Consider the following 16766-nt stretch of genomic DNA (forward strand, 5'->3'; position numbering starts at 1 on the left):
GGAGACTGGAGCACCCCATGAAAGGCGCGGTCCGCCTCCTCGGCGTCGGTCGCTCCCGGCCGCTGCCCACCCTGGCCCTGGCCCTCGTCCTCACCCTCGTCGCGGGCGGCTTCGCCGCCTGGGCCGGTCAGGACTGGTACCGGGCGGCCCACGACGAGCAGGCCGCGTACGCCGCGCAGCGGGACGCGGCACTCTCCGCCGGGGAGCAGGCCGTGCAGAACCTGAACACGCTCGACCACCGCGAGCTGAACCACGGCCTGGACCTGTGGGAGTCGTCGACCACCGGCGAACTGCACGACCAACTCGCCTCCGGGCGCGACGAGTTCGCCGCCCAGGTGAAGGAGGCGAAGACGGTCAGCACGGCCCGGGTGCTGTCCGGCGCCGTCACCGAACTCGACGACCGCGCCGGACGCGCCCGGGTGCTGGTCGCCCTGCGCGTCACCGTCAAGGCGGCCGACGGAGCGAAGACCGACAAGGACAGCCGCATGCTCGGCGAACTCACCCGGACCGACGGCCGGTGGAAGCTGAGCGCCCTGGGCCAGGCGCCCGTCGGCGGGACGTCGACCGGCTGAGCCGGTCCCGTACCGCGAGAGCCGGCCGCAGCGAGGAGGACACCGCACCATGTCGACGACCCGTCACCACATCAACCGCCAGCGGCGCCGCCAGGCCCGCGAGACCGCCCCCGCCGCCCCCGCCGGGCGCCCGGAACGCCCGCCGGTCCGGACCGGCGGGCGCGGTGCCACGGCCGTCCTGACGCCCGCCGACGCCGTCACCGCCGACCCGCCCACGGCCGGGGACGAGAAGGCCACCCCGGCCCGGTCGCGCCGCCCCGCGGTCCTCGGGCTGCTCTGCGCGCTGACGGTCCTCCTCGGCGGCTTCGCGGGCTGGGCGCACGCGGAGGCCGAGGGGCTCAGGTCCGAACCCGCCCGCGGCAACACCGCACTGACCGACCTCGCCCGCACCAGCGAGATCAAGGGCCAGGTGGCCAAGGCCGTCGACCGCCTCTTCTCCTACGACCACGCCGACCCCGCCGCCCTCGACAGGGCGGCGCGGGACCTCCTGACGGGCAAGGCCGTCGACCAGCACCGCGACCTGCTCGCCGACGTCCGCACGCGTGCCGACGAGCAGAAGGCGGTGATCACCACGACGGTCACCGAGAGCGCGGTCGAACGCATCGACGGCGACCGGGCCCGGGTCCTCGTCTACGCCGACCAGAGCAGCGTCGCCACCACCGGCAAGAAGGCCGCGACCGACAACAAGAGCAAGGCGGGAGAGGGCGACGCCGCCGCGCGGGACGAGGGCGTGTACGCGGCGGCCATGCTCGCCGTCGACGTCGTGCACCGCGACGGACGCTGGCTGGTCTCCGCCCTCGACACCTTCGGCCGGTGAACCGCCCGGCCGACCGCACCCCCGACCGCGTCACCTCGCCCGCGTCACCTCGCCCGCATCACCTCCGGATCCGACAGGAGTGACGACCATGTCCGTACGCCGTGCCCGACGCCTGTACTCCGGCCGGGCCCGCAAGGGACTGCGCACGACCGCGCTCGCGGTGGCGGCCATGGCGGCCCTCACCGCCTCCCAGGCCCCCGGCCTCACCCGGGACGCCGAGGACAGCCACGCCGGACCGGCCGCCGACGACCTGGGCCTGCCGACCGCGGACGGCCCGTTCGCCGCGCTCGCGCCACCGGGCGACGGCTCCTACCACACCGAACTCCCGCCCCTGAGGACGCGGAAGGGCGGACCGGTCCCGCCCGCACTCGGGCCGGAGATCCGCGCCCAGTCGGGCATCCCGGCCACCGTGCTGCGCGCCTACCGCGCCGCCGAGACGGCCGTCGGCAGGACGGACCCCGGCTGCCGGCTGCCCTGGGAACTGCTCGCGGCGATCGGCAAGGTCGAGTCCGGACAGGCACGCGGGGGCGCGGTCGACGGCAACGGCACGACCCTGCGCCGCATCACCGGGCCGCCCCTCGACGGCCGGGGCTTCGCCCTGATCCGGGACACCGACGGCGGCGCCCACGACGGCGACACGGTCTACGACCGGGCGGTGGGCCCGATGCAGTTCCTGCCGTCGACCTGGGCCCGCTGGGGTGCGGACGGCAACGGCGACGGCCGCGCCGACCCGAACAACATCTTCGACGCGGCGCTGGCGGCCGGACACTACCTGTGCGTCGGCGACCGGGACCTGGGCCGGGCGGCGGACCTCGACCGGGCGGTCCTCAGCTACAACAACTCCCGCACCTATCTCCGCCTGGTCAGGTACTGGCTGGAGTTCTACAGCCGCGGCGTCCACACCGTCCCCGACGGCAAGGGCGTCGTCCCGAAGAGTCCAGGGGCGGGCGGCGACACCCCGGCGACCGAGCCCGTCGACGGCGAGGGCGGCGGTGGCCCCGGGGACGGCGGTGGCGGCGGGGACGGCGGCATCGTCATCGGCCCGGACCCGGGTACCACGCCGGGCAGCCCCGGGCCGTCCCCCTCGACGGTGCCGTCGCCGAGCCAGGACCCCTCCCAGCCGCCCACCGACACCCCCACCGAAACGCCCACCGGGTCCCCCGGCGGAACCCCCACCGACAGCCCGGCACCCTCGCCGGACCCGACCGGTCCGAGCCCTTCGCCCACTCCTACGGACGACTGCTCGGCGGAACCGGGAACCGCGTCCCCCGACCCCACGGCCTCCCCGACCGGCGCACCCTGCCCGAGCCCGTCGGACACCTCGCCGACGCCGGACACCCCGGCCGGGTAGGGGCGGCCGCCGGGGGTCAGCCCGTCTGGCCCATCCCGGCCGCGTTCGGCCAGCCCGTCGCGGGGACCGACTCCAGGCCGTTGGTGCCCCTGACCTGGGCGGCCGTGAGACCGCCGCGGGCCGGGACGCCGGGCGGGGTGGGCCCGAACGGCGGTGGGTACGCGGCGGCCGGTGCGGGCGCGGGCGCCGGGGCCGGCAGGGGCTGCGGGGCCGGTGCCGGGTGGGGGACCGGCACCGGCCCGGGATACGGCACCGGCTGCGGGACCGGCACCGGCTGGGGCGCCGGCGCGGGGCCGGGCACGGCGGCCGCCGCCGGAGCCACCGGCACCGCCGCGGGGAGCGGCATGCCGGTGCCGATGCCGGTGCCGGCGGCGGGGGCCGGAGCGGCGGCGAGCCCCGGGGCACCGGCACCGGCGGTCTGAGCGGTGATCGCGCGCATGCCGGAGCCGTTGGTCTCGTACATCAGGCGGTCCACCGCCGCCGTGCCCGAGCTGTAGCCGGTCCCGGTGGCCGGCCCGGGCACGGCGGCTCCCCTCCCGGCCCCGTAGAGCACCTGTTCCAGACCGGACACCAGGCGACGCACGTCGGCCTGGGGGCGCACCACGAGACGCAGGAAGCGGCTGGACGAGCCGATCTTGTTGCCGCACTCCCGGACCAGCACCCGGTGCTCGGTGAGCATCCGGTCCCGCACGGCGGTGCCCTCCGCGCCCACGGGGAGGCGGACGAAGAGGAAGTTGCCCTGGGAGGGGTAGACGGTCAGGCCGGGCAGCGCGGACAGCTGGGCGGCCATCTCCAGGCGGTCGCGGCGCACCTGGTGCAGGCTCCGCGCGTACTCGGGACCGTGGTCGCGCAGCATGAACACCACGTGCTCGGCGAAGGAGTTGAGGTTCCACTTGGGGAGCATGGCGCGCACCCGGCCCGCGAGCGCCGGGTTGGCGACGAGGTAGCCGAAGCGGATGCCGTGCAGCCCGAAGTTCTTGCCGAGGCTGCGCAGTACGACGACGTTGGGGCGCAGCATCGCCTCCTGGACCACGCTGGGTTCGGCCTCCGCGTCGGCGAACTCCAGGAAGGACTCGTCGATCACGACCAGGTCCCGGTCGGCCATCGCGTCCATGAACTGCACCAGCGCCTGCTTGTGCAGATAGCCGCCGTCGGGGTTGTTGGGGTTGCAGATCACCACGGCCCGGGTGCCCCGGGCGCGGACGAACTCGCCGTACCGGGCGAGGTCGAGGGCGAAGCCGCCGGCCTCCTGGAGCGGGAACATGTCGACCCGCTTGCCGGTCTCCATGGGCTGGTCGGTCCAGCGGCCGAAGGTGGGGACGGGGACGGCGAGGGACTCCCGGACCAGCAGGTGGTCGATCCAGGTGATCAGCTCCGTGGAGCCGTTGCCCATCGCCACGCACTGCGGCGGGAGTTGGAGCAGACTGCACAGTTCGGCGGTGATGGTGTCGGCGCTGCTCGGGTAGTACGTGACGATGTCGCGCAGCCGGCCGGCCATCTCCTCGAACATCTCCGGGGTGGGGAAGTACGGGTTGCAGGGGATGCAGAAGTCCACCGGACCGGCGCCCGCCGCCTCGCCGCTCTCCCGCGCCAGCGCCGCCATCGAGGGGCTGTGCGCCGCGGTGCTGCGGAACAACGAGGTGACGTTGCCGGACAAGTGGACCTCCGTAAGTGGGCGGCCCGCGCGGGGACACGGGCCGCCCCTGTATACGGAGACGGACGGGGCACCGTTCAACGGGTGTGAAGAAAGTGTGCCCGCGCCCCGCCCTCGCCTACGCGTCGAACGAGTGCACCGTGGACGTCCGGTACGTCTCGCCGGGCCGCAGCACGGTCGACGGGAACGACGGGTGGTTCGGCGAGTCCGGGAAGTGCTGCGTCTCCAGGCACAGGGCGTCGCCCTGGCGGTAGAGGGAGCCGTCGGTGCCGGTGAGGGTGCCGTCGAGGAAGTTGCCCGAGTAGAACTGGAGCCCGGGCTGGTCGGTGGCGATGCGCAGGGTGCGGCCGGAGGTGTGGTCGCGCAGGGTGGCGATGTGCTCGGGGCGGTCGGTGATGCCCTTGTCCAGCACCCAGTTGTGGTCGAAGCCCTTGGCGGTGACCAGCTGCGGGTGGGCGTCCCGGATGTCCCGGCCGATCGGCTTGGACCGGCGGAAGTCGAAGGGCGTGCCGGACACCCGGGCCAGTTCGCCGGTGGGGATGAGACCCGCGTCGGTGGGTGTGAAGCGGGACGCGGCGATCGACAGCTCGTGGTCCTCGATCGTGCCGCTGCCCTCGCCGGCCAGGTTCCAGTAGACGTGGCTGGTGAGGTTGACGACGGTGGCCTTGTCGGTGGTGGCCTCGTAGTCGATGCGCCAGTCGCCGCGCCGGGTGAGGGTGTACGTCACCTTCGCCTTCAGCGTGCCCGGGTAGCCCATCTCGCCGTCGACGCTGGTGTAGTGCAGCACCAGGCCGGTGTCGGAGCCCTCGGTGAACGGCTCGACGTCCCACACCCGGTAGTCGAAGCCCAGGGCGCCGCCGTGCAGGGAGTTCTCCCCGTCGTTGACGGAGAGCTGGTACTCCTTGCCGTCCAGGGTGAAGCGGCCCTTGGCGATGCGGTTGCCGTACCGCCCGATCAGGGCGCCGAAGTGCGGGCTGCGGGCGACGTAGTCCTCGATGTTGTCGAAGCCCAGCGACACGTTCGCGTAGCGGCCCCGGCGGTCCGGGATCTCCAGGGACTGCACGACGCCGCCGTACGACAGCACCTTCATGCGCGTGCCGCCGTTCTCCAGCGACCAGCGGTACACCTTCGTCCCGTCGGCCAGCTTGCCGAAGAGCTCCTTCACCGGTTTCCTGCCTCCCGAGGCGTGCGCCGTGCCGCCGACCGCGGTGGCGGCCACTCCGGCCGCTGCCGCCGACGCGATGACCGTTCGTCTGCTCAGTTCCATACGTGCGGCTCCTGTACTTCCGTGAGAAGAAGCGGGCCCCGCCGTGAGTGGCGGGGCCCGAGATCCGTTACGAACCCACCCTGCGCTTGTTCCACACGTCGAACCCGACCGCCGCCAGCAGCACCGCGCCCTTGATGACCTGCTGCCAGTCGGTGCCGATGCCGACGAGGTTCATGCCGTTGTTCAGCACGCCCAGGACCAGACCACCGATGATCGCGCCGAGGACCGTGCCGACGCCGCCGCTCATCGACGCGCCGCCGATGAACGAGGCGGCGATGGCCTCCAGCTCGAAGTTGAGGCCCGCCTTGGGCGAGGCCGCGTTGAAGCGGGCGGCGAAGACCAGACCCGCCAGGGCCGCGAGCATGCCCATGTTCAGGAAGACCAGGAAGGTGACCTTCTTGTCCTTCACGCCCGACAGCTTGGCCGCGGGCAGGTTGCCGCCGATGGCGTAGATGTGGCGGCCGATGATCGCGTTGCGCATCAGATAGCCGAAGCCGACCACCAGCACGCCCAGGATGAGCAGCACGATCGGCGCGCCCTTGTAGCTGGCCAGCAGCAGCGTGACCACGAGGACCGCGGCGACCAGCGCGACCAGCTTGAGCAGGAACAGCTTGACCGGCGGCACGTCGAGGGAGAACTCCAGCTGCCGCTTGCGGTCGCGGACTTCCTGGTACACCACGAAGGCGATCAGGGCGAAGCCCAGCAGCAGGGTGAGGTTGTGGTAGTTGGTGTTCGGGCCGACCTCGGGCAGGAAGCCGTTGGCGATCTTCTGCAGGTCCTTGGGGAACGGGCCGAGGGTCTGGCCCTTGAGGAAGATCTCCGTCAGACCGCGGAAGAGCAGCATGCCCGCGAGGGTCACGATGAACGACGGTATGCCGAGATAGGCGATGAAGAAGCCCTGCACGGCGCCGGCGGCGGCGCCGATGGCCAGGCAGAGGATCACCGCCACCGGCCAGGGCAGGTCGTGGTTGACCATCAGGACGGCGGCCGTCGCGCCGACGAAGGCGGTCAGTGAACCCACCGACAGGTCGATGTGGCCCGCGATGATGACGAGCATCATGCCGATCGCGAGGATCAGGATGTAGCTGTTCTGCAGCACCAGGTTGGAGACGTTGCGCGGCAGCAGCAGGTCGCCGTCCGACCACACCGCGAACAGCACCACGATCAGACCGAGGGCCATCAGCATGCCGTACTGGCGCATGTTGCGGCGCATGCCGTCGAGCATCAGCTGCAGCAGGCCGCCGCCGGAGGCCGAGCCCTCTCTGCCGGGCGGCGCCGGTGCCGGGGTCTTGGCGGTCACGTCCGTGCTCATCGGCTTACCTCTTCGTCCTTCCGGGACTTCTGGTCCTGCTTGTCCTTCGTCATCTGCCGCATCAGTGCTTCCTGCGAAGCCTCGGCCCGCGAGAACTCACCCGTCAGCCGTCCCGCGGCCATCGTGTAGATGCGGTCGCACATGCCCAGCAGCTCCGGCAGTTCGGAGGAGATGAACACGACCGCCTTGCCCTCGGCCGCCAGGCGGTCGATGACCGTGTAGATCTCGTACTTGGCGCCCACGTCGATGCCGCGCGTGGGCTCGTCCAGGATCAGCACCTCGGGACCCGCGAAGATCCACTTGCTGAGGACGACCTTCTGCTGGTTGCCGCCGGACAGCTTGCCGACCGGCTCGAAGACGGTCGGCGCCTTGATGTTCATCGACTTGCGGTAGTCCTCGGCGACCTGCTGCTCACCGTGCTCGTCGACCACGCCCCGCTTGGAGACCTTCTCCAGCGCGGTCAGCGAGATGTTCCGGTTGATGGTGTCGATGAGGTTGAGGCCGTAGTGCTTGCGGTCCTCCGTGACGTAGGCGATCCCGTGCTTGACCGCCTCCGGGACGGTCTTCGTACGGATCTCGTGGCCGTCCCTGAGGACCGTGCCGCCCGCGTGCCGGCCGTAGGTGCGGCCGAAGACGCTCATCGCCAGCTCGGTGCGGCCCGCGCCCATGAGCCCGGCGATGCCGACGATCTCGCCGCGCCGCACCTCGATCGAGACGTCGTCGACGACCTTGCGCTGCTGGTCGATGGGGTGGTGCACGGTCCAGTTGCGGATCTCCAGGGCCGGGGCCGTGCCCTCCTCGGGCTGGTGCGGGGTCCGGTCGGGGAAGCGGTTCTCCAGGTCGCGGCCGACCATCCCGCTGATGATCCGGTCCTCGGTGGTCTCCGCCGCCTTCACGTCGAGCGTCTCGATGGAGCGCCCGTCGCGGATGATCGTGACCGAGTCGGCGACCCGACGGATCTCGTTCAGCTTGTGCGAGATGATGATCGAGGTGATGCCCTGATCCTTCAACTGAAGGATCAGGTCGAGGAGTTTGCCGCTGTCCTCGTCGTTGAGCGCCGCCGTCGGCTCGTCGAGGATGAGCAGCTTCACCTTCTTCGACAGCGCCTTGGCGATCTCCACCAGCTGCTGCTTGCCCACGCCGATGTCGGCGACGCGGGTCTCCGGGTGCTCGTCGAGACCGACCCGGCGCAGCAGTTCGGTGGCGTGCCTGAGGGTGTCGTTCCAGTTGATCAGTCCGCGCTTGGCATGCTCGTTGCCGAGGAAGATGTTCTCCGCGATCGACAGGTACGGCACCAGGGCCAGCTCCTGGTGGATGATCACGATGCCGTGCTGCTCGCTCGCCCGGATGTCCTTGAACCGGCAGGTCTCGCCCTCGAAGAGGACGTCCCCCTCGTAACTGCCGTGCGGATGGACTCCGGAGAGCACCTTCATCAGGGTGGACTTGCCGGCGCCGTTCTCCCCGCAGATGGCGTGGACCTCGCCCTGGCGAACGGTGAGCGTGACGTCCGACAGCGCTTTGACACCGGGAAAGGTCTTGACGATCGAGCGCATTTCCAGGACGGGTCCCGCCATGGTCGTGCCTTCCAATCCTTGTTGGGGCCCGGTTAGTTGAGCTTGTCCGCGGAGTAGTAGCCGCCGTCGACGAGGATCTTCTCCCAGTTGCTCTTGTCGACGCTGACCGGCTGCAGCAGGTAGGCGGGGACGACCTTGGCACCGTTGTCGTACGACTTGGTGTCGTTGACCTCGGGCTTCTTGTCGTTCAGGACCGCGTCGACCATGTTCGCGGCGACCTTGGCGAGCTCGCGCAGGTCCTTGAAGACGGTCTGGGTCTGCTGGCCCGCCTTGATCGACTTCACCGAGGCGATCTCGGCGTCCTGGCCGGTGACGACCGGCATGGCCTTGCTGCCGGAGCCGTAGCCGTCCGACTTCAGGGCGGACAGGATGCCGATGGAGATGCCGTCGTACGGCGAGAGCACCGCGTCGACCCGGGCGCTGCGGTAGCTGGAGGTGAGCAGGTCGTCCATGCGCTTCTGCGCGGTGCCGCCGTCCCAGCGCAGCGTGGTGACCTGGTTGAGGTCGGTCTGCTTGGAACGGACGACCAGCTGGCCCTTGTCCATGTACGGCTTCAGGACGCTCATCGCGCCGTTGAAGAAGTACCGGGTGTTGTTGTCGTCGTTGGAGCCGGCGAACAGCTCGATGTTGAAGGGGCCCTTCTTGCCGGCCTTCAGACCCAGCTTGTCGACGATGTAGCCGCCCTGCAGCTCGCCGACCTTCTGGTTGTCGAAGGAGGCGTAGTAGTCGACGTTCTCCGTGCCGAGGATCAGCCGGTCGTAGGAGATGACCGGGATGTCGGCGTCCTTGGCCTGCTGCATGACGTTGCCGAGGGACTTGTTGTCGATCGCGGCCACGATCAGGGCGTCCACGCCCTGCGTGATCATGTTCTCGATCTGCGAGACCTGCTGGTCCGGGTCGTCCTCACCGAAGACCAGCTTGGTCTTGAACCCCTTGGACTTCAGTTCCTTCTCGACGTTGGCGCCGTCGGTGATCCAGCGCTCGGAGGACTTGGTCGGCATCGCGATGCCGACGGTGGCGCCGTCGCTGCCCGACTTGTCCTCCTCGCTGCCACCCTCGCTGCTCTGGCCGCAGGCGGTCAGGGTGAGGGCGAGCGAGGCGGCGGAGGCTATCGCGGCGAGTGCGGCTCTGCGGTTGCGCATGGTCATCATCCTTGAGGTGAGGGCTGGATCGGCGAGGCAGGTGTGTGGGATTGTGCGCGGTCGTGTCGTCTTTTGAGAAGGGAGTTTCCGGAACGTTATGACGAGATCTCGAACCGGTTGAGCGGTCCCGGCAGCCGGGTGCCGAGCGGCGCCATGTCGCCGTCCGCCCCGTGCCGGGCAAGCAGATCGAGGGCGAGCCGACCGCGGCGCACCCGCTCCTTCGCGGTGGCCAGCGTGAGTTCCCGCAGGTGGTGGCCGTACGGATAGATCCCGGGCGCCTTGGACAGGCCGAACTTCAGGTACAGCGGGGCGCCGCGCCGGATCAGCTCGGCGACCTCGTACATGCGGACGTAGCCGCCGAGGTCGTCGGGAGCCTCGATGTACATGTCCATCGGCGCGGCCGAAACCCGCCGTATTTCGGTCAGGTGATCCGGCGTCAGGTCGCTGGGGACGTTGATGGAGTCGGCGCCGAGCCGCTCGTACACCGCGTACGAGGCCGGGTTGACCGGACCGACGAGGGCGGAGAGCTTGAGCGTGGTGTCGGCGGGGAGGATGCCGGCCGCGCGGGCCCGGTGCAGCGTCCACAGCACGCCCTCGTCGGCGACGAGCAGGCACTTGACGCCCAGCTCGCTCGCCCGCACGGCGTCCTCGACGCACCCGGCGACCGCGGCGTGACCGCGTGCCCGAAGGCCCGCGCCGCCCGAGTCGGTCCGGGTGGAGCCGCCGATGTCCCAGGTGCCGCGGGGGCCGGTGAACAGGCAGAGCTCGATGTCGCGTTCGGCGGTGGCCTCGACCATCTCGGTGATCTCGGCGTCGGTCAGCATCCACACGCCGCTGCCCTGGCTGATCCGGTGGATCGGCACGTCAAGGCGCGAGGACTCCTTGAGCACCACCCCCAGCGCCTCCGGACCCTCGCAGGACGGGATCTCGGTGCGCCAGCGGCCGCCGCCCGGGAAGGAGTGCGGCGAGGCGTCGGCGGGGTCGGGGGCGGGCGCGGCCAGGCCGAGGGCGGTGAGGGCCTGCTCACCGGGCCTGCGTGCGGCGGCCGTGGCGGAAGCGTCGGTCACAAGCGTTCCTTAGTGTTCGATATGTCGGACGAAGTTCGCGGCCGTAGGCGTGGGTGGCGTCGGTGCGCGACGTCCGTTCCGGTGGTGTACGCCGGTGCGGGGGCCGTCAGGTCGCCCCCGCACCGGCGTACGGCTCAGGGGAGGGCGTCGGGGTGCAGCAGCACCTTGCCGACCTTCGGGTCGCCGGAGCCCACCAGCTCGATGGCCTCGGAGAACTCCGCGAGCGGCAGCTCGTGCGTCACCAGCGGCCGCGGATCGAGCAGACCGGCCGCGAAGACCCGCACCGTGTGCGCCCAGGCGTCCGGCGGCGCCCCGAAGACGGTGTGCACCTCCAGCTGCCGTACGACCAGGTCGGTCGGGTCGAGGCCGTCGGCGCCCGGCGCCGGGATGCCGGTCAGCACCAGGCGCCCGCCCCGGCGCAGCAGCGCGGCGGCCGTACGCGCGGCGTCCGCGGACCCGGCGGTCTCGATCACGACGTCGAAGTCGTCCGTCAGCGGCCGGTCCTTGGTCCGGAAGTCGGTCGCGCCGAACCGCCGCGACAGCGCCTCCCGGTCCCCGCGCGTGCCGACGACCAGCAGTTCGGCCGGGGAGGCGGCGCGCAGGAACTGCACGGCGAACATGCCGAGCGTGCCCGTGCCGACGACGGCGACGCGCTCGCCGGGCCGGGCGTTCGCCTTCAGCGCGGCGGCGGCGATGCAGGCCGCGGGCTCCAGCAGGGCGGCCGCGGTGAGATCGGCGTCGTCGGGCAGGGCGTGCAGCAGCCGGGCGGGCAGGGTCAGCGTCGGGGCCATGGCGCCCGGCCGGGTGAACCCGGTCTCCTCGTACCCGGCCGTGCACAGCGTCGTCTCGCCCGCGTGGCAGCGGTCGCACACCTGGCAGTTGCGGAAGCCCTCACCCACGACCTTCCGGCCGACGAGCGCGCCCGGCACCCCGGCGCCGACCCCCTCCACGGTCCCGGACCACTCGTGCCCCGGGGTGAGCGGGTAACGCACGTACCCCTCGGGCCGGTTGCCCTGGTAGACCTCGCGGTCGCTGCCGCAGATCCCCGCGGCGTGCACCCGCACCAGCGCCTCGCCGGGCCCCGGTTCACGCGGCTCGTGCGGCACGAGCCGGTGCACCCCCGGCGCCTCGACGAGGACCGCGTCACTCATGCCCCGGCCCCCTTGGGGGCGCGCTTCTCCCAGCCCTCGGCCCACAGGTCGAACCGCGCCTGCTGCTGCGGGAACTCCGCCGCCGCGTCGGTGTCCAGCTCGACCCCGAGACCGGGCGCGTCGGAGAGGTGGAAGCACCCGTCCTCCGGGTCCACCTGCGGGGCGCCCTTCACGACCTTCTTGATCTCCGCGTCCGCGAAGTCGTTGAAGTGCTCCAGGATCTTGAAGTTCGGCGAGGTGAAGCCGACCTGGAGGCTGGCGGCGGTCAGCACCGGTCCGCCCACGTTGTGCGGGGCGACCAGCGTGTAGTGGGTCTCGGCGGTCGCGGCCAGCTTCCGGGTCTCCCAGATGCCGCCGATGTGACCGACGTCGGGCTGGATGACGTCCACCGACTGGTCCTCGAACAGCTCGCGGAACTCGATCCGGTCGTGGATGCGCTCACCCGTGGCGACCGGGATGTCGACCTTCTCGGCGACCTTCCTCAACGCCTTGAGGTTCTCCGGCGGGACCGGCTCCTCCAGCCAGGCCGGCTTGAACGGCGCGAGTTCCCGCGCGAGCCGGACGGCGGTGGACGGCGAGAACCGGCCGTGCATCTCCAGCATCAGCTCGGCGTCCGGCCCGATGGCGTCCCGCACGGCCTCGATCAGCGACACGGCGTAGTTGGTCTGCTGCTGGTCCAGCTCGAAGTGCCCGGTGCCGAACGGGTCGATCTTCAGCGCCCGGTACCCGCGCTCCATGACTCCCTGCGCCGCCTTGTGGTACGCCTCAGGCGTCCGCTCGGTGGTGTACCACCCGTTGGCGTAGGCCTTGACCTTGTCGGTGACCTTCCCGCCCAGCAGCTGCCACACCGGGACGCCGAGAGCCTTGCCCTTGATGTCCCAGCACGCCATCTCGACGACCGCGATGCCGGACATCACGATCTCGCCCGCGCGGCCGTAGTCGCCGTACTTCATGCGGCGGACCAGGTCCTCGACAGCGAACGGGTCGGAACCGAGAATGTGGTTGGCCTCGGCCTCCTTCAGGTAGCCGAGGAGAGCGTCGGTGTGCCCCAGCATCCGGGTCTCGCCGACTCCGGTGATGCCCTCGTCGGTGTGCACCTGGACGTAGGTCAGGTTGCGCCACGGCGTCCCGACCACGTGTGTGCTGATTCCGGTGATGCGCACGGCGGCTGCCCTTCGCTGTGTTCGATATTTCGTCACTCGTTCGAAATGCTGGCGTGACAGTAAGGACGGGGTGCTCGGAGTGTCAATGGGTCGGACACATAACGGTTTCGGCAGTTTCGCAAGCGGGGGAGAGGCGGTCCCCGCGTGCTTCCCCACACAACTTTCACAGTGACCTCTAGGAACGCGCCCGTCCCGGAACTTAACCTTCCCGCGTCATGGACTACTGCCACCCGTGCCGACGGCACCTCAACGGCGCCCTCGCCTGCCCGGGCTGCGGCACGCCCTGCCACGAACTCCGATCGCCGGAGGACCACCTGACGGCGGGTGAGAAATCCCCACCGAGGCTCGCCGACAAGGCGACGGCGGTCGACGAGATCCGCGACGAGACATCGGACGAGACCCCCGACGAGGGTGCGGACGACGCCGCTCCCGGCGCCCGGTCCAGCCGCCGTGACCGCAAGGCCGCCGCGCACCGCAGGCGCCGCCGCCGGACCCTGCTCGTCGTCGCGGGCTTCGTCCTGGCGGCCGGAGGACTGAGCCTGGCCGAACTCGGCATGGACGCCCCGCACTCCCCGGAGAAACCGGCCGCGGCGGGCGGCGAGACGACGGACGGCGAGGCGACGAGGGAGGTGGGCGAGGCGTCGGCGGTCCCGGTCGACGACACCGCGCGGACGACCACGGCCTCGGGCTCCGCGTCCCCCGACGCATCGGCGTCGACAACGGTGTCGGCGTCCCCGTCGGCGTCCCCGGAGGCCACGAAGTCCCCCACGGCGACCGGACCCGACTCCCCGTCGGCCTCCCGCCCTCCGTCCCCGGACCCCACCGGCCCCGCGAACCCGGACCCGTCGTCCCCCGAGTCCGACGACGATCCGCCCCCGACGACGACCCCCACCCCGCCGGAGTCCCCGGACCCGACCCCCACGGAGACCTGCGACCGCTTCCTGTGGTGGTGCACGTAGGAGTTCCGCTCACGCGGAGAACCTGTACCCGGCGAAGTCCGCGACGCGGCGATACCCGATGCGCCGGTAGAGAGCGTTGCTGGTGGGATTGTCCGGGTCCGTGAACAGGACGACGTCCGTGGCCCCCGCGGCCAGCGCGGACCTGCTCACCTCGACCGTCACGGCTCCGGCGTAGCCACGGCCGCGGAAGCGGGCCGGGGTGTAGACGGGGTCCACCCGGACCATGCCGCCGACGACCGAGGTCGCGGCCGCCATCGCCACGGGGGCGCCCTCCGGGGTCTCCCACCACGTGAAGTGCCGGTCGCCGAAACGCGAGTCGTCCCAGGAGCCGGCGTCGATCAGGTCGATGGAGCGCTGCTCCCCGACGTCGACGCAGAACTCACGGCACCAGCAGACGACTTGCGCACGGTCCTTGCCGCTCGTGGGGCGCCCTCGGCCTTCGGGAGACGGCTGCGGTGCGGTGAGCGTGCCGAGACGGTAGAGATGCGTCCGCCAGAAGAGCTCCGGAGCCGCGCCCGTGTGCCGCCGCCACGACTCGGCGAAGGCGCCGGCGCTGTCACGGTCCGCGACGACGTTGGCGGGGGAGTGGCCGAGGCCCGCCAGGCGGGCGGCGAGGGTGTCGGTCTGCTCGACGGAGAGGGGCGTGAGGCCCAGACGGCCCTGCGGAGTGAGATAGAAGACCGCAGATACCTCGCCACGTGCCTCGAGCCGGCCGAAGACGGCGGCTGCGGCGCCCTGTTCGGCCGCCCCGCGTATCCGCAGCTTCTCGATGTCCGTCAGTGCCGTGTTGTGCAGGGCGGGACGCGAGGACAGAAGACCGCCGGCTCGGCCGAGGAAGTCGTCGACGTCGTGAGTGAGGTACCAGTCGTCCGGGAGCATGCCGCATGGTCCCAGGTCGCCCGCGGACGGCGACGCAGGGGCGGTTCGAATCGAAGGCCGGGTATCAGGTGTCGAGCAGGCCAGGGACAAAGATGTCCTCGGAGGTCAACAGCCTTTTGGACAGGCCCTGTTCGTAGTGGTAGCGCAGGAAGGTGTCGACGGCCTTGCGGTTGGCGCCGACGCCGTAGGGCCACCAGTCCTCGCCCAGCAGCGCGCGGTTCTCGGCGAAGAGTTCACTGAACCAGGGGGTGATCACGGACATGTGCTGCTTCGCGGCGCCGGCCCGGTACCGGTCCTGCACGATCTCCTTGGCCCGGTTGAAGGCGCGGTAGACCGATTCCACCAGGCCGGGCTCGGCGGCCGGCTCGCGGCGGATCGCGACGACGTGCATCATCGGGAAGATGCCGGTACGACGGTAGTAGTCGCGCTCGACGGCCTCGTAGTCGGGGAAGAGCCGGCGGACCTTCCGCGTCGAACCGTCGAGCAGCCCCTGCGGCACGTCGACGGAGAGCAGGGCGTCTATCTCCCCGCTTTCGAGCATGGCGCCCAGAGTCTGCTCGCCCTCGGTGTGGCGGACCTGCACCCCGTCCGGGACGGGCTGGGGGATCCAGTCGAAGGAGGGGATGGGGTGGTCGGTGCCACCGATCACCCAGTTCATCCGGTCCGGCGTCACCCCGAAGTCGTCGGCCAGGACACCCTTGTTCCAGACGCCCGGGTCGTGGCCGTACAGCGCGAACTCGCCGACCGTCCGGCCCGCCAGGTCCTCCGGCCGCTCGATCCCGCTGTCGGTGTTCACGAACCACGCCGAGTGGCGGAAGTTGCGGTTCGGGAAGATCGGCAGAGCCAGGAACGGCGAGTCGTCCAGGTCGAAGGCGCGCAGGAAATAGGTCAGCCCGAACTCGGCGATGTCCAGATCGCCCTCGGCCATGCGCTGGAAGAGGTCGGAGACGAGCGGCGAGGTCTCGAACCTCGCGCTCACGCCCTCGATCGTGACTCTCCCGTCGAGGAGGGGTTCGGTGTGCTCGTACCGGTAGACACCCACGGAGAGGCTTCGATCGGCCATGGCAGGCCCCTTCTGTTTACGCGAATGAGCTTTCACTTTTAGACTGGAACCGCGACACGTCAATGTCAAGGCGAATGGTCGTTCACGTTTGAAGGAGGGTCCGCCCGTGCCCCGCATCACCCCTGCTCGCCGGGAGGCGAACCGTGCGCAGATCATCGCCGCGGCGCGGCGCTGCTTCGCCCGCGACGGTTTCCATCAGACCTCGATGCCCGACATCGCCGCCGAAGCGGGCGTGGCGGTCGGCGCCCCGTACCGCTACTTCACCGGCAAGGACGAACTGATCCTGGAGATCGCCGGGGAGGCGTTCCGGCTGATCTTCGATCCGATCGGGCGCGTCGTCGAGGCGGCCGAGGGCGTCACCGCCGCCGATCTGGTCGAGGCGGCGACGGCCTCGGTGAGCGGTGACGAGGCGGTGGACGGGGCCGGCAACACCGTTCCGGTCGACGAGCTCCTGCGCTGCGCCGTCCAGTCGTGGGCCGAACTCCTGCGCAACGACGGGCTGCGGCAGCGCGCCAACGCAGGCTTCGAGCGGGTCCGCGGGCGCGTGGCGGACGCGCTGCGCGCCGGTCAGTCGGCGGGCACCGTGCCGGCCGAGCTCGACCCCGAGCGCGGATCGCGGGTAGTCATGGCGCTCCTGCATGGTTTCGTGCTGCAACGCACGGCGTTCGGACTCGAAGACGCCGTCGGCTTCGCGCACGAGGTCCGGCTGGCCCTCGGGGATGCAGGCGTGCTGAAGGAGGGTGGACGACCTCCACGGTGACGTGGGCGACCCGGGTCGAGGTGACGGTCATGGTG

The 16766-nt window shown here is 71.1% G+C and carries 15 protein-coding genes; 5 read left to right on the forward strand and 10 right to left on the reverse strand.

Features of this window, described 5'->3' with window-relative positions; all coding sequences use genetic code 11:
- Positions 1 to 17 precede the first annotated feature (17 nt).
- The 3 genes from ACZ7MF_RS25430 (at position 18) to ACZ7MF_RS25440 (ending at position 2740) form a co-directional block, all read left to right on the forward strand.
- Complete coding sequence (locus ACZ7MF_RS25430; RefSeq protein WP_471480005.1) at positions 18 to 572, forward strand: nuclear transport factor 2 family protein; 555 nt, start codon at positions 18 to 20, stop codon at positions 570 to 572.
- A 49-nt stretch (positions 573 to 621) separates the two neighbouring features.
- Positions 622 to 1389 carry a hypothetical protein gene (locus ACZ7MF_RS25435; protein ID WP_471480006.1) on the forward strand — a complete coding sequence of 256 codons (768 nt, stop codon included), beginning with the start codon at positions 622 to 624 and terminating at the stop codon, positions 1387 to 1389.
- Positions 1390 to 1477: 88 nt separating this feature from the next.
- Positions 1478 to 2740 (forward strand): lytic transglycosylase domain-containing protein, encoded by a 1263-nt coding sequence (locus tag ACZ7MF_RS25440; RefSeq protein ID WP_471480008.1) that lies wholly within the window; start codon positions 1478 to 1480, stop codon positions 2738 to 2740.
- A gap of 16 nt (positions 2741 to 2756) precedes the next feature.
- On the opposite strand, the gene ACZ7MF_RS25445 is transcribed toward ACZ7MF_RS25440, so the two are convergent.
- The 8 genes from ACZ7MF_RS25445 to ACZ7MF_RS25480 all read right to left on the reverse strand — a co-directional run bounded on the left by ACZ7MF_RS25445 (position 2757) and on the right by ACZ7MF_RS25480 (position 13070).
- Complete coding sequence (locus ACZ7MF_RS25445; RefSeq protein ID WP_471480009.1) at positions 2757 to 4397, reverse strand: pyridoxal phosphate-dependent aminotransferase; 1641 nt, start codon at positions 4395 to 4397, stop codon at positions 2757 to 2759.
- A gap of 115 nt (positions 4398 to 4512) precedes the next feature.
- Positions 4513 to 5661, reverse strand: coding sequence for an aldose epimerase family protein (locus ACZ7MF_RS25450; protein ID WP_471480010.1), 1149 nt, complete (start codon positions 5659 to 5661; stop codon positions 4513 to 4515).
- 67 nt (positions 5662 to 5728) lie between these two features.
- Complete coding sequence (gene mmsB, locus ACZ7MF_RS25455; RefSeq protein WP_471480012.1) at positions 5729 to 6973, reverse strand: multiple monosaccharide ABC transporter permease; 1245 nt, start codon at positions 6971 to 6973, stop codon at positions 5729 to 5731.
- Positions 6970 to 8547, reverse strand: a complete 1578-nt coding sequence (gene mmsA, locus ACZ7MF_RS25460) for a multiple monosaccharide ABC transporter ATP-binding protein (protein ID WP_471480013.1) — start codon at positions 8545 to 8547, stop codon at positions 6970 to 6972. Before mmsA ends, mmsB begins: the two co-directional genes overlap by 4 nt.
- Before the next feature lie 32 nt (positions 8548 to 8579).
- Positions 8580 to 9689 carry a multiple monosaccharide ABC transporter substrate-binding protein gene (gene chvE / locus ACZ7MF_RS25465; RefSeq protein WP_471480014.1) on the reverse strand — a complete coding sequence of 370 codons (1110 nt, stop codon included), beginning with the start codon at positions 9687 to 9689 and terminating at the stop codon, positions 8580 to 8582.
- Between the two features lie 95 nt (positions 9690 to 9784).
- A complete protein-coding gene (locus ACZ7MF_RS25470; protein WP_385356282.1) occupies positions 9785 to 10756 on the reverse strand; it encodes a hypothetical protein in 972 nt (323 codons plus the stop codon).
- 134 nt (positions 10757 to 10890) lie between these two features.
- The gene (locus ACZ7MF_RS25475; RefSeq protein ID WP_471480016.1) at positions 10891 to 11907 is read right to left on the reverse strand and encodes a zinc-dependent alcohol dehydrogenase; all 1017 of its coding nucleotides are present in this window, start codon (positions 11905 to 11907) and stop codon (positions 10891 to 10893) included.
- On the reverse strand, positions 11904 to 13070 hold the full coding sequence (locus tag ACZ7MF_RS25480) for a mandelate racemase/muconate lactonizing enzyme family protein (protein WP_471480017.1): 1167 nt from the start codon (positions 13068 to 13070) through the stop codon (positions 11904 to 11906). Before ACZ7MF_RS25480 ends, ACZ7MF_RS25475 begins: the two co-directional genes overlap by 4 nt.
- A 215-nt stretch (positions 13071 to 13285) precedes the next feature.
- On the opposite strand from ACZ7MF_RS25480, the gene ACZ7MF_RS25485 reads away from it, so the two are divergent.
- Positions 13286 to 14029, forward strand: a complete 744-nt coding sequence (locus ACZ7MF_RS25485) for an SCO2400 family protein (protein WP_471480018.1) — start codon at positions 13286 to 13288, stop codon at positions 14027 to 14029.
- A gap of 9 nt (positions 14030 to 14038) precedes the next feature.
- On the opposite strand, the gene ACZ7MF_RS25490 is transcribed toward ACZ7MF_RS25485, so the two are convergent.
- Both ACZ7MF_RS25490 and ACZ7MF_RS25495 read right to left on the reverse strand, forming a co-directional pair.
- Positions 14039 to 14908: a GNAT family N-acetyltransferase gene (locus ACZ7MF_RS25490; protein ID WP_471480020.1), complete on the reverse strand. Its 870-nt coding sequence runs from the start codon at positions 14906 to 14908 to the stop codon at positions 14039 to 14041.
- 64 nt (positions 14909 to 14972) lie between these two features.
- Positions 14973 to 15971, reverse strand: a complete 999-nt coding sequence (locus tag ACZ7MF_RS25495; RefSeq protein WP_471480021.1) for a PhnD/SsuA/transferrin family substrate-binding protein — start codon at positions 15969 to 15971, stop codon at positions 14973 to 14975.
- A 106-nt stretch (positions 15972 to 16077) separates the two neighbouring features.
- Between ACZ7MF_RS25495 and ACZ7MF_RS25500 the strand changes: the two genes are divergently transcribed.
- Positions 16078 to 16731: a TetR/AcrR family transcriptional regulator gene (locus tag ACZ7MF_RS25500; protein ID WP_471480022.1), complete on the forward strand. Its 654-nt coding sequence runs from the start codon at positions 16078 to 16080 to the stop codon at positions 16729 to 16731.
- The last annotated feature ends 35 nt before the right edge of the window (positions 16732 to 16766 follow it).

This window comes from Streptomyces sp. NPDC111628 (assembly GCF_055635195.1).